The organism is Paracoccus sp. SMMA_5_TC (genome assembly GCF_009696685.2).
Lineage (GTDB): Bacteria > Pseudomonadota > Alphaproteobacteria > Rhodobacterales > Rhodobacteraceae > Paracoccus.
This window is the reverse complement of record NZ_CP102356.1, coordinates 100,600-114,118: the sequence shown is the minus strand read 5'-3', so window position 1 is coordinate 114,118 and position 13,519 is coordinate 100,600. Positions and strand designations below refer to the sequence as shown.

5 protein-coding genes are annotated in these 13,519 nt (G+C 69.3%); 1 reads left to right on the top strand and 4 read right to left on the bottom strand.

Features of this window, described 5'->3' with window-relative positions:
* Positions 1-149: 149 nt before the first annotated feature.
* Genes GB880_RS14215 through GB880_RS14200 form a run of 4 tightly spaced genes read right to left on the bottom strand, consistent with a single transcriptional unit; the run spans position 150 to position 10,730 of the window.
* A complete protein-coding gene (locus tag GB880_RS14215) occupies positions 150-1,121 on the bottom strand; it encodes a cytochrome c (RefSeq protein WP_263467413.1) in 972 nt (323 codons plus the stop codon).
* The gene (locus GB880_RS14210) at positions 1,118-1,699 is read right to left on the bottom strand and encodes an SCO family protein (RefSeq protein WP_154494375.1); all 582 of its coding nucleotides are present in this window, start codon (positions 1,697-1,699) and stop codon (positions 1,118-1,120) included. Before GB880_RS14210 ends, GB880_RS14215 begins: the two co-directional genes overlap by 4 nt.
* Positions 1,696-3,465: a hypothetical protein gene (locus GB880_RS14205; RefSeq protein ID WP_263467412.1), complete on the bottom strand. Its 1,770-nt coding sequence runs from the start codon at positions 3,463-3,465 to the stop codon at positions 1,696-1,698. The genes GB880_RS14210 and GB880_RS14205 overlap by 4 nt, the downstream gene beginning before the upstream one ends.
* Positions 3,462-10,730 carry a hypothetical protein gene (locus GB880_RS14200; RefSeq protein ID WP_263467411.1) on the bottom strand — a complete coding sequence of 2,423 codons (7,269 nt, stop codon included), beginning with the start codon at positions 10,728-10,730 and terminating at the stop codon, positions 3,462-3,464. Before GB880_RS14200 ends, GB880_RS14205 begins: the two co-directional genes overlap by 4 nt.
* Positions 10,731-10,894: 164 nt before the next feature.
* On the opposite strand from GB880_RS14200, the gene GB880_RS14195 reads away from it, so the two are divergent.
* On the top strand, positions 10,895-13,498 hold the full coding sequence (locus GB880_RS14195; protein WP_263467410.1) for a C1 family peptidase: 2,604 nt from the start codon (positions 10,895-10,897) through the stop codon (positions 13,496-13,498).
* The last annotated feature ends 21 nt before the right edge of the window (positions 13,499-13,519 follow it).

Below are 13,519 nucleotides of genomic sequence, written 5' to 3'. Positions count from 1 at the left end.
CATGCACTCCCCCACGGCTGTGACCTTCCGCCGCCTCCTGGCCAAGGACAGCATGAAGCCCCCTGTCCGGTCTTGGACTATGGTGCCAATATCTGGGGTGGCTGCGCCAAAAATATCGTGTTAAATCAAACAGGATAGGGGACGAGCGCTTACGGTTGCCGCGTCTGGGACTGGCGGTAGGTCTCGACAAGGCCCCCGTAATCGAGCCGCTCGAGATCGCGCAGATAGCGGGCACGCCCAAGATCGCGGCCTTGCTGACGCAGCAGGTCCAGCGCGGCGCGCACCGCCGCATAGGCATGGGCGCCCGCGCCGGTAGAGCCGGCGGCGATCGCCCAACGCATCGCCTCGGCCGAGGGGCCGATCACGGTGACATCGGCATTGGCCCCAAGCAACTGCGGCAGCTGCGGGCCGATTTCGTCCAGCGTCCCCGCGACCTTCTGCGGGGCCTCGGGCGGCAACGGATCGACAGGGGGTTTCAGCGCCGGATTCTCGCGCCATATCTGATCCAGACGCGCCGCCTCGGCCGCGCGCAGGCGGGGAACCAGCATGGCAATGACATCGTCCAGCGCAAGGAATTCTGGCTGTCCGACGACAATAAGGCGGCCAAAGGCGCCCCCCTCGGCATTGAAGGCGGCGATGGCGGCTTGCGCGGCGGCCGCCGCCTCGGGCGCGTCGGGCAGGGCAACGGCGATGGTCTGCGGGCCAACCCCCTGTCGATCCTGCGCGTCCAGCGCCGACAGATGCGCGATCAGCGCAGGCAAAGCCTCGGGTGCCAGGCGAAAACGCGGCATCCGCCCCGAAATCACCCGCCCCGAAGGCGTGACGCCCTGCGCCAGCAACCGCCCCAACGCCTCGGCGTCGTAACCCGGCCGCTCGGGCGTCGGCGCCGACAACAGCGACCAGCCGATGGCGGGGGCAGCCTGGGCCCCGCCTTCGCTGCCGCCGCGCCCATCGCGGCCATGACATCCCGCGCAAGTCACCCGCGCCGCCGGCAGTTCGGCACCCTCCAGCGAGCCCAGATGCGCCGTCAGCCCCTGGCCGCGTTCATAGATCGCCGCCCCATCCTGCGCCGGCAGGCTTGCGGGCATCAGCAGCCACAGCGCGATCCATGCCGTCCTCATCGCAATTGCCGCGCAAGCGCCAGCAGATCCTCGGGCTGGGCATCGCCCGGCAGGCGCTGGAACAGCCCGCTGCGCAGATCGCCCAGCAGATAGGTGGCCGGATGCTGTTCCAATGGCCCGGTCGGCAAGCCAAAGGCCTGCAACAGCGTGGGCGTGTCCGCGGGGCTGGCCACCACCCAGTCCCAGCGCGGGCTCGCCTGCACCAATCCGGCCATTTCCGCCAGAACCTGCGGGGTGTCACGGCGCGGATCGATGGATATCGCCACCACCCGCAGCCGCGGCGCCCCTGGCTCCTGCAGCAGCATGTCGACGATCCCCAGCACCGAGATCGTCAGCCCGCAATATTCGGTGCAATTGGTATAGAGAAAGGCGATCAGCACCGGCCCGGCATCGGCATAGCGCGATACGAACCCCTGCCGGTGGCCAGTGCTGTCGGTCACCGGCAGATCCGGCAACAGCAAGTGTTCGCGCGTGCGATCACCGCGCAAAGCGATTGCCGCCGGCGACTCGTCCATCGCCAGCGCGGGTAACGCCAGCGTCCCGGCCACGGCTGCGCACCGAAGGATGCGGGCGATCATCGCGGCTCCTCCAGCATCAGGGGGGGAAATTCGACCGCAGTGTCGGCGCTGACGGTGACGACCAGCGGCCGCATGCCGTCCAGCTTCCAGCCTTGCCGCGTCAGGCCCGAGGAATCGGTCTGGAAAGGCTGCCGCTGGCGCCAGTTGCCGATCAGCGCCGCCATATCCACCCAGCCGGTCAGGTCCGCGACCGGCTGGCCATCGTCCCGCAACAGGCGCAACCGCAGCGTGCCGTCGGGCTGGGTCTGGGCGGTGATCCGTCCCTGGGGCAGCGCGGGCGGCTGTTCGCCCGGTGCCACCGGCAGCAGGGCGCAGAACGCCGCCTGACCAAGCCCGGCACTGACCACCAGTTGCCAGGGACCGGGACGGGGCAGGCTGGCCGCGGCGATGAACTGGCCCGGACCCTGCGGGCGCAGGCTGCGGTCCAGCACAGAGGCCATGCGGGGGATGCCCCCGCGCAAGCGCATCGCCTCCATCGGCGGGCGGTTGCTCAGGGCGTTGCGCGCGTCCAGCACGAAGCCGGTGAAGCTGTCGGCGTGAATGGCCAGCATCGCCGGCTCCGGCAGCAGCGGGACCAGCAGGCGTTGCAAGCCGCCGTCCCAGACCGGCTGCGGCGGACCCAGCGCCACCTGCCCCATCGCGGCCTCGGCATCCGGGCGGACAAGGCGCAGATCCATCACCCCGACCACAGACTGGTCCTGCAGCCGCAGCATCGCGGTGTCGGGCAGGAACGCCACCTCGGCCACGGGGCTGGCGGTTTCGGCCCCTTGCACCACGCGCCCCAGCGCCAGGTCCAGAACGGCGAACCCGCTGCGATCATGGGCGAACAGATAGATCATGCGGCCCTGCGGACTGACTGCCAAGCGGTCGAAATTGCCCGGCAGGGCGATCTGCACTTCGCGCTCGGGCGTATCCAGCCACAGCAGATGCAGCCTGCCGGGACGCAGCCACATCACCGCGTCGGGCCCCAGACCGACCGCCAGGGCACCGGGCGCCGGGTGGTTCAGCAGCGTGGTGCCATCGTCCTGCAGGACTACCACCTTGTCGCCCGCCAGCACCGCCACCCGCCGCGCCGGCCCCGCGGCAGCGTCGCCGACAAGGGCACGGGCGCCCAGCGGCCAGCGCGCGGTTGTCCCCGCGCCAAGCCGCAGCAGGTCGCCGCTGCCCTCCTCGATCAGCCAGGCCCCGCCCGAGGCGGCCGCCAGCAAGGCGCCCGGGCGATCAAGGCCGCGGGCGACGGGCTGCATCTGGCCATAGGGGGTCATGGCCACCACCTCGCCCCGCGCGGGCAGGCTCAGCAGGAACCGCCCGCTCTGGGGATCGGCCACCATATCCGCGGGGGCACCCTCCTGAAACAGATGCGCGGCCAGCAGGTTGGCGCTGCCCAGCGAGCGCTGCGGGTCCAGCACCGACAGCGCCCCGTCGCGGGCCAGCACCGCCAGAACCGGGCCGTTCAGATCGACGCTGCCCAAGGCGGCGCTGCCGCTGGCGCGATAGGCGGCGGCGGTTTCGGCGCAGGTCAGGTCGCCCTGGCCGGGCTGGCGCAGCCAGGCCATCGGCCGCAAGTCCGAGGGGACCGAGCCCATGGCCGCCTGAAACTGCAGCCGGATGCGAAAGGGCACGCCCGGCGTGATCTCGGCCAAGCTTTGGCCGGTGTCGTCGACAAAGGCCGCGCTGGCGGTCAGAGGCTCTTTCAACTCCTGCGCGGTGCCCGCGCTGGCCAGCCCCAGCAGCAGCGCGACCGCCGCCCGCCAGCCCGCTGTCATTTCGCCGGTCCCTCGCAATGGCGCGGGTCGAATTCCAGCAGACCCCAGGTGCCGCCGGCCATCAGGAAATTCGGCCCATCGTGCCACAGCACCTTGCCGGTAAAGGGCTGGCGCTGCGCGGCTTGGCCGGGGCCCGCACGCAAGAGCCGGGCGGGCGGATGCACCCAGGCCGATACCGCCTTGCCCGGCGCCAGCAGCGCGGCGTTGGGAAAGCCGAAGCCGGGGAACAGATCGTCATAACCCAACCCGTTCAGAGCAAAGGCCCGCTGCCTGGCCCTGCCGCCGGGATGAACGGCCCGGATTAGCACCTGATCGCCCGGACAGGCGCCCAGTGTCAGCGGCTGGCGCGCGGCTTCCGTCGGCCCGCCACCCGAGCCCTGGCCGGCAAAGAAGCGGTCGGGAAAGCGCAGCGCGTTCAGATCGTCGCTGGCCTCGATCCGGCCGTCGCGGCCGATGTCGGCAAAGCGCAGCAGGCTGGCAAAGGGCCGCGAGCGATAGCTGACCCCCTGTTCGCCACGGTCATAGCTGTCGTCGCACACCGGGCAATCCGGCGTCAGGCGCAATTCCGGCATCGCCCGGTCGTTCATCCGCCAGACGATCTTGGAGCGGCTGTCGTGATGGTTCAGCCCATCCTGATAGAAGATGACGAATTCGCGGATGCGGACCCTGGGCGCATTCGCCGGCCGTTCGGGGTCCAGCACCACGCCGTGATAGGTGACCGGGGCGCCGAATTGCAGCCAGCCGGGCCCGGCCTGCGCCAGGCTCAGCGGCGCGCTGCGCCAGGCGGGCAGCCGCGTGTCATCGGCATCGATCAGCCCCAATCCGGCCAGCCGCTGCAATTGCAACGTGGCGCTGCGCGGGGGGGTGATCGCGGGTTGCAGCGCGGCGGGGATCGCCCAGCCCTGCGGCACCACGTCGATGATGCCAAAAAGCCCGTGCGCCGGCTGCGAGACGATATCCCCCGTAACCCGCACCGGCACCGCACCGAAGGCATAGGGGATGAAATGGAAACGCCGCTGCAAACGACTTTGCGCCATGTCCTGCATCAGCTGGATCTGGTCGGGCTGCAACACAGCGGTTTTCTCTACCCAGTAATCCCGGCCCAGCAGGCTGAAATGCGCGGCCTGTCCGGTGTTTTCGCGCGTGGCCCCCGCTGCGGCGATGCCCCAGTTCGTCAGACTGAACGCCATCGCGTTCACGGTTTCCTGCGCCACGTCGTCGAAATCCTGATCGGTCGGCATGTCGATGCGCAGCCGCCCGGCATAAAACTGGTAAGGGGGCGAAACCTCGGCCAGATCGCCGCCTGCCGCCGGCATCGACCAGCGGTTGATGCCGTAACCCAGCGGCAGTTCGCGCAACAGATCGCCGCCCGGCAGACCGATCGAAAGCCCCAGCCGCCCCGAGGGCCGCAGCCCCGTCGCCGGTCCGTCCGCGACCGTCGGCTGCAGCGTCGCGCGCAGGCCGTTGGCGTCGCGCCCCTCGACATGAGGTGCGGGATCGACGTTCAGCGGCGCGATCGGCGGCAACAGCGCATCACCCAGGGCGTCGGGCAGGCTGCCCTGGGCATCGGTTCTCAGCAGGTTCACATAGCGCAGGGTGATGCAATCGCCGGCATTGACGCGCAGCACGAAGGGCTCGGGGCGGCTGTAAAGCCGGCGCACCGCCGCGATCACCTCGGATCGCGTCAGCCGCTGCCAGTCCTGCTTGACGCTGATGTCGCGCGACAGCGCAACCGGGTTCAGCAGCGCAAGCATCAGCCCGTCGGGATCCTTGCGATGCGCGCCGTAATCCGTGCCAGCCTGCTCGGGCCAGACATCGGCGGTGCGCAAGGCGACCACCAGCGCCGCGACATTGGTGCCAAGCTGGCGCGCGCCATCGCCCTGGGCGTCCGCGTCCAGCAATTCGCGCGTCGGCATCGGGCAGACCGCCCCGGCGGCCAGGGCTTCGACCGCGGGGCCAGTGGCAGGCCCTTGCGGCTGGGTATCGGATTCCTCGGTCTCGGCCTGGGGTCGGACAGGGACCAGTGCCTTTGGCGCGGGATGGTCCGGCCAGGCGTCCCGCAGCAACTGGGCGCGAGCCTGCGGATCGGCATAGACCCGCACCAGCCCCCAGGCCCCGTTCCACAGCGCATCCAGCGTGCCGAAATTGTAAAGATAATCCGATGCCTGGGTCAGACCCTGACCGGGCACGGGTTGTTGGGCCGGCTGGGTCATCATGCCGGCCGGATTGGCGCTGTCGAATTCAAAGGTGGACAGGTCGCTGCGCAGCCGGCCGCGCATTTCGAAATGCTCGGAAATGCCGATTTCCTGGGCAAAGGTATAGCCTTCGACATTGTCGCAACGTGCCAGCGCCCGTTCCAGCCGGGCGAACCAGTCGCGCTGTTCGTCGGTATAGGCAAGGCTGGCCGGTCCGCTGCGCCGGCTGGGGGAATGGTTCAGCCACTCTTCGTAATCCTGCGGCCGCGTCAGGCGCAGGCGGGTGAAGCAGGCCTGGCGTGCCGGCGGCGCAGAGACCGCCAGATCGCGCATGCCTTGCGAAAACCGCTGGTCGATGTTGCGCGGTGCCGCCAGCCCGGCGATGTTGAACACATGCTGCACCTCTTGCGCGCCCTGAACCAGCCGGAACAGCAGCCTTTCGTCCTGATAGGCCTCGAACAGCGGGGTTTCGGGCTCGCGCTCGGGCATTCCGGCCGTCTGGTCCGGCCACCACGAGCTCAGCACATTGCCGGCGTCGCCGCGCGCCCCGGCCAGCTGATAGCTGTAGCTGCATCGCGGCATCCGACCTTGGGTCAGATTGCGCACGACCTCACTGGGGTTTTGCGGGTCCATGCGCAGGCCGGCCTGGGTGATGGCCATGGGCAGGCAGTCGGGCGAAACGCTGCCATCGCGGCGATTGCCCGCCAGGCGCAGCGGCAGCGGCGCGTTGCGGTAGTTGACCAGATAGGGGTCGTGATGATCGACCGAGATCGATTCCGGCCGTTCCGGCGGCGCCACCGCCTTGGCCAGATCCGGCCCAGAGACCGGCGCGCCGTGCGGCGATGCGGCGCGGCGGCGATAGTCCAGCAGATGCTGGCGCAGCGCCGTCGCCTCGTCGATCAGGGTGGTTCCCGACATCCACCGGCGATGCGGCTCGATGTCCCCGGGCAGCCCCGCCGCCCAATAGGCGGGCGCGACATCGGGTTCCGGGCCCAACACCCCCCCGCATTGATCGGCGATCGCGGTGGCCGGGTTGGCCTGCTGCGCCAGCCGCGCCTCGCAATACAGCCGCGCCATGCCGGTCAGATGCGCACCGGGGCGCGGCTCGATCGCGCTGGCCTCTTCTCGGTCGCGCGGGTCGTAAAGCACGGCAAAATCGGCGACAGCCAGCGCGAATTCCCGATAATCGGGATGGAAGGGGTCGTTGCTGGCATAGCGCACGATCTTGTGCGAGCCCACCCAATCGGGCGTTCCCTGGTGCAGGGCAAAGCGGTCGAAGGTGGTCAGCGGCTCGGAACAGGCATCGGGGCGATGCGGGTCGCAGACCTCGGCCGTGGTGTCGATGCGGCCGTCCGCCAGCAGCCGCGTCGGGGGTTCGATCAGCAGGGCGGTATAGAACCCGTGCTGCTGGATCGAGGACGGGCCGAAATGATCGTGGCTGAACACCGTGCGCAAGGTCCGGTCGGGCACCGTCTGCGGGTCGATCCGCGTCAGGATCGGGTCGGCGAACCAGCGCTGCACCGTGGTCTGGAACAGATCGCGGTGGCTGCTCAGCTTCTTGCGCCAGATCTGGCCGTCCAGTTTCAAATGCCCTTGTGCATCACGGGGACAATCCGCGGCAGCGGGCGTGCGCGTGCCCCATGGCCCCAACAGGCCCGCGTCCACCTGTTGCGGCGTCAGCAGGCCGCCGCCTACCGCCGCGCAGCGCCGCGCCATCAGCTCGTCCGGGGCAAAGGTGCCATCCTCGTAGTTCCAGCCATTGCCCGACCCGTCCGAGGAGGTGACGTCGAATTTCACCAGATGGATGTGCTGGCCGATGGTATCGGTGGGGGTGCGCACCTGGAAATCGTCGAGCTGCAATTCCTTGGGCAATTCGTTGGTGTGCCGGAATTCGATGCATTCGCCGGAACGGGCGCGGAAGAAGAACGGTTCGGCATCGTCGCGGGTGGTGGGCGAGATGCGGCTGCCGTCATCATCGTCCAGCTTGAACTGGTCCGATCCCGCCTGCTCGGCCCAAGGCCGGGTCAGCACGTCGATGCGCGCCTGCGGGTCGTGCCAGCCCGCCCGGTTCACCACCAGGTCCAGTTGCACCGCCGAAACCTCGTAACGGCGAAAGCCCAGCAGCGCCGGATCGACGACGTAATCGGCCCGACGCGTCAGCGGATCGGTGCCGCGCAAGTCGCCGTCCCGGTTCGCCGCGCCACCGCAAGGATCGGCAAAGGGCGCCCCCGGCGCCGGCGGGGCACCGTTCACCTGATATTCGCCCGGCTGAGTCGCGGTGCTGCCCGGAACCGGCGCGCGCGGCAGCTTGTAGCCGCCATTCGTGGCCGCATAGCTGACGCCGTTTTCGACCCGCGCCGGCAGGGGCGTGCCATCAGGGGCCAGCACCGTCAGGCCGCGCCCGTCGTGGTGAAAGGCCTGGGCAGCGCGTTCCAGCGGCTCGCCTTCGGGGTTCAGGGTCAGGATACGGGCGCTGTCAAGATGCAGGGTCATGTCGCCAAGCGCCAGCGCCTTGGCGACGATCTGCCCGCGCAAGCGTTCCAGACGCCGCGCCTCGTCGGGCTGGTCCAGCGCGGCCTCCAGCCGCTGCTGTTCGGCCTCGATCTCTTGTGGCAGGTCAAAGGGTAGGCTGCGCGTGCCCTCCAGCACAATATGCCGGCCCAGCCCCCCGGACAGCAATTCGTCGGTCGGCGCCTCGGTGCTGTCCAGCTTGCGCGCGATGTCGTAGGGGGCCTGCGGCGGCCGCCGACCCGCCATGCCGGCGATGTAGAAGGGATAGCCCGGCATCGCGTCCGGCACCGGCCTTTCATCGCGCAGGGCCGATGTCACGGTCGCTTCGGCACCGCTGGCCTGGGTGCGGATCAGCCGTTCCGGGCCGGCACCCACCGCCACCAGGGGCCGCGCCGGCCCGCCCCGACGCGGCAGCAGCGCCGCCCCCCGGTCGGTGGGGGCCGTCGGCTGCAGGGCCTGATCGGCGGGCGCCGGGGCAGCATCGCCATAGGTCGGCAGCGGCGGCAGCGCCTCGCCCGGCAGCGGGATCAGCGCCGGCACCGGCGTGCCGGCCCCCTCGATATCCGGGGTCGCCGGATCATCCTCGCCCATCCAGGCGCCGGACCGGCTGTCGACGCTGCCCAGTCGGCGAAAGCGGGCTTCCTCGGGCGTGCGGATCGTGGCCGACAATCCGGGCTGGGCCTGGCCATCGGGAAGCTTGCGGGTTCCGTCCTCGAACACGTCATGCACGCGCCAGAGCGCCCACATGCCCTGGGCGAAATGCGGATAGAGGTGGCAGTGAAAGATGGAATCGCCCACCGTGCGGTTGCGGTTGCCCGCACCGCCTACCGCCCAGCCGCCCTGCCCGCCGCCGCGCCCGCCGTGATAGATGTTGTAGGTAAAGCCCTGGGCCGGCGCCACCGTCTGGCTGTCCAGATAGCTGCCGCGCGCCGGGTCATTGCCGGCGAACCACTGATGCGCATGCAGGTGAAAGACGTGGGTTTCCTTGGGCCCGGCATGGAAATTGCGAAACACCACCGGGTCGTTCAGATAGGAATGATGCACGTTCGACGGATCGTCGGGATACCACTCGAGCAGCGCCGGGTCGCCATTCGCCCATGAGCTGAGAAAGAATTCCTCATACAGACATTCCATGCAGGAGGCCGCCGGCCCGATGCCCTTGCGATTGGCCAGCAGCATCGTGCCCATGCCGCTGGCGCCATAGTTGATGGCAAAGCCGTCGCGCACCCCCGCCAGCTGGCCAAAGCGCGCCAGCTCATCGAAATTGCGGGTGTAGAAGGTCTTGAGTTCGTCGTGGAAGAATACAGAAAACTCGCGAAACGCCTGATAGGGCTGTTCGTGGGTGACGCCATAATCTGCATCCTGCTGGGCGCAGCCCTTGGGTTGCGCGGCCTTGGCCGCGTCCGAATCCGCGTCGCACCAGATGATCGCGTTCAGATCGGCATGGACCAGTTCCAGCGCCCGGGCGCCGCGATAATCGCCCCCCGTCACCACCCGCGCCATGTTCAGCACCGGCACCCCGTCCACTGCAACGTCATAGTCGATGACCCCCTGGCGCGCGTGGCGGGGCTGATCCTTGCCCGGCCAGGCCAGATTCAGCGCCGCTGCCGTCACCTGGCTGCGATACCAGCGCGTGCCGGGACGTTCGACCAGAACCGCACCGAACAGGCCGTGGGTGATCGAGCCACCGTCGCCCTCGCCACCTGCGGGCGCCGCCCGGCTGGCAAGGAAATTGGTGCCTTCGTGCACCAGCTCGTAAAGGCAATCGACGCTGCGCCCGGGGGCCACCGCGTCCAGCGCCAGGCAGGCGGGATCGGGTTGGCCCTGACCCGGCATCGGCACCGGCATCAACCCCTGGATCGCCAGATTGACGCCCCGCGTGCGCGGCCAATCGGCATGGATCAGCCCGGCGTCGGGTTCTGTCGTTTTGGCAGGTTGTTGGGCGCCCGCCTGCTTGGCCTCCAGCGCGGTCTGCTGCGGATCCTCGCACAGCGCCTCGCCATGGTCGCGCATGGTCTGCGAGCCGTCAGACACCAGCGGCCGCAGCGGCGATGTGCCCTTGTCGCAGAAATCGCGGCTGAGCTCGCGCGCCAGCAGGTCGTCCGGCTGGCCGGCTCGCGGCCGTTCCGGCGGTGGCGCCAACAGGTTGGTCAGCCGGATCAGCATCAGATCGCCGACATTCCCGCGCAGCACCACCGGGCGCGGGCGGCGACAGTCGCGCAGCCGCACCGCGCCGGCGCGCAAATCCGCAGGGGGTGCCTGCGTTCCGGTGTCGCCCGTGCAATCGGGCAGTTCCGGGGCCCCGTTCCCCATCGCGACAACGTCGCGGCGCAGCGCAAAGATCATGCCGAACGGGTTGAAGGAACCGAAGCGGTTATAGACCAGCGTCTGATCCAGCGCGACCAGATCGGCGCAAACCACCCGGCGCTCCAGCCCCTGCCCTGCCTGGGCGCAGGTTGCCTGAAAATCCGGCGGTGCTGAAACCCCCTGCGCGTGAACGGGCAACGGCCCGGTCGTGGCGATCAGAAACACGGCTGCGATGCGACGCATCCCGAACATGACAACCCCCGAAACGGTCGTCGCGGGTGGCAGCCCCGGCTTGGACCTGTGACAGATTGGTTCTGCTATTCCCTGGGCCGATACTGGAAATAATGTTGCCGCGAATCGGTGATGATCGCAATAATTTTTAAGTGCTTGGCGATCATGGCAGTGTCGAGGGGCCCATGGATTACAGGCTTGCCGCCGCGCGGCGACTGCTGGCCATAGGCGCGGAATGTGAGCGCGCGCGCTCGATCATCGACAGCCAGCGGCCGTTCTTTCCGGCGGCCAGCCTGCTTGCCAGCCCCGATCCCGCGCTGGCGCGGCTGGCGCGCGGGATCGCGCCGCGCGTGGCCCGGCTGGAGGTCGTCTTCAACGGCGTTCCGCATCCGATCGGCACCGCATGGCCAGTCACCACCCAGGGCAGTTTCGACAACCCCGCACCCTCGCTGCGATTCCTGACCGCGGGCCACATGCTGAAGGTCTTTCGCAAAAGCCGGCAGGCCCTGGCCCATGCAGCCGCCCTGGCCGGCGAAGATCTGTGGCCGGGACAGGTGGTGTTTCCGAATGGCATGACCTACGCGATCGATCGCTGGATCTGCGCCGCCGGCTGGGATCTGGCGGTGTTCGACATCAGGCTGGATCAGGGCCAGCCGCCCCCGCCCGGCCTGCTGCTGACCCCGCCTGCCGGACCCCCAGGGGATCTGGTGGTGATCGGTTATGCCTTGCAGCGCAATGTGGCCTTTTACGAACAACTTTATCCCGGCTATGCCGGCCAGCTGTTTCTGGGCATCGGCGGCCGCCGGACCACACGGCCGCCCGACGCGCCGGTTTTCGAACACGACGCGACCACCATTCGCGGCTATTCCGGCTGTCCGGTGCTGGACCGGACCAGCGGCCAGGTCATCGGGCTGCATTTCCAGGGATCGGGCGGCGGAACCATGCTGCGCAGCCCCGGCGCCAGCGACTGGAACGACGCGGTCTGGACCCTCGCCTTCATGCAAGGCTGGCTGGGGCAGATCATCGCGGGGAATCTGCATCAGCCCCCGCCGGACCCGGCAATCATTCACTGGATCGGCGGGGCCGAGCCGCGGCCGCTGGAGATGCAGGACGACCTGCTGTCGCTGGCATCCTTCGGCCTGCCGCAGGCCGCGCCGGATGACGGCAGCGGCGTGGTCGCAGACCGGCCCGATGCCCGCGACCGCATGTATCAGCCCGGCGCCGGCCGCAGCCTGGCCGCGGTCGCGCCATGGCGTGGCCCGGTCGGCAACCAGTTCCACGAAGGCAGCTGCGCCGCCTTTGCCGTCGCCGCCGCGATCGAACGACAGTTGCAGGACCGCGACGATTACACCCTGTGTCCATGGCCGCAATTCACCGCCAGCGTGCGGATGCTGGATCGCATGGCACGACGCCACGACGAATGGCTGGATGATGTCCAGGACGGCACCAGCCTGCGCGCGGTGCTGAAAGGCTTCTACCATAACGGTGTCTGCCGCGAGGCGGACTGCCCCTATCTGCCCTGGCAGACCGATTTCTTCCTGACGCGGCCCCTGGCCAGACAGGCGCGCGACATCACCCTTGGCGCCTATCTGCGGGTGGCGCTGACGCTGGACGACATGCTCATGGCCGTGCAGGACACCGGGGCGGTGATGGTCACCGCGCGCGTGCATCGCGGCTGGCTGCGGCTGGGCAAGGGGGGGCGCATCGGCTTTCACCCCGCGCGCCCGCCCCGGACCCTCGGCCATCATGCCTTTGTGATCACGGGTTATGACCGCGACGGTTTCATCGTGCTGAATTCGCGCGGGCGCAGCTGGGGCGGCTATCGCGGCGCCCCCGGCCATGCGCTGTGGAGCTTCGAGGACTGGGCGGCGAACTGCCTCGACGCCTGGGTGCTGCGCCTGGCCCCGCCGGCCGAACGCGCCTTTGCCGTGCCGGTCGCGGCCGCGACCGGGTCCGCGCCGCCCCGCCGCCAGGCGCTTTTGGGTCACATGATCCGGGCCGAGCGCAGCGGCCTGGTCGAGGAAGGCACGCTGGGGCTGGGCCTGCGAGGCATCGCCGAGACCGCCGCCTATCTGGGCTCGTCCGAGGGGGCACGAAAGTATCGCCGCATCCTGCTGATCTTTCATTCGCCGCTGCTGGATGACGACCAGATCGCGCGGCTGGCGCAACAACTGACGCTGCCGCTGAAGGCGCGGCGCGTCTATCCCCTGCACATCCTTTACGGCAGCGACGAACTGGCCGGGCTAAGGCTGCGGATTTCCAGCCAGATGGCCGAGGCTCAGGCACGTTACCAGCGCGAAGGCGGTCTGCGTGATGCGGCGCTGCTGCGGCAGCTGCGGCCGATGGTGCAGGCGCAGATCGGCTTTCACCTGCATGGGGCGCGGCTGGCCGCCCGACGCATCCTGCGCGATGCGCTGGCGGTCCTGCCGTTGGCGGCGGCAACGCTCGACCGGCCTATGCAGGTGGTCTCGGCAGGCTTGGGGGCGGCGGCGGCCACGGCGCTGGCGCAGGTCGCGCCCGAATTTCGCCTGCCGCATCTGGCCATCGCCCCGCCGCTGGCGCCGGCGCGCGACGCCCGTTGCTGGCTGCTGCGCGACCGAATGCGCGACGACAGCGACCTTGCCGGCTGGCAGGGCTCCTGGGACGACCTGATCGCCGATGCCCATGACCGCAGCATTCGCAGCCACGACGGCGCAGCAGCCGCCACGGTGCAGCAGTTCATGGCGGCCCCGCAGTTCATCCCCAGCATATTGGCGCGCCTTGACGCAGAGTTCGGCCACCCACGCTGAAAAATAAATGCGCAAGCCCCG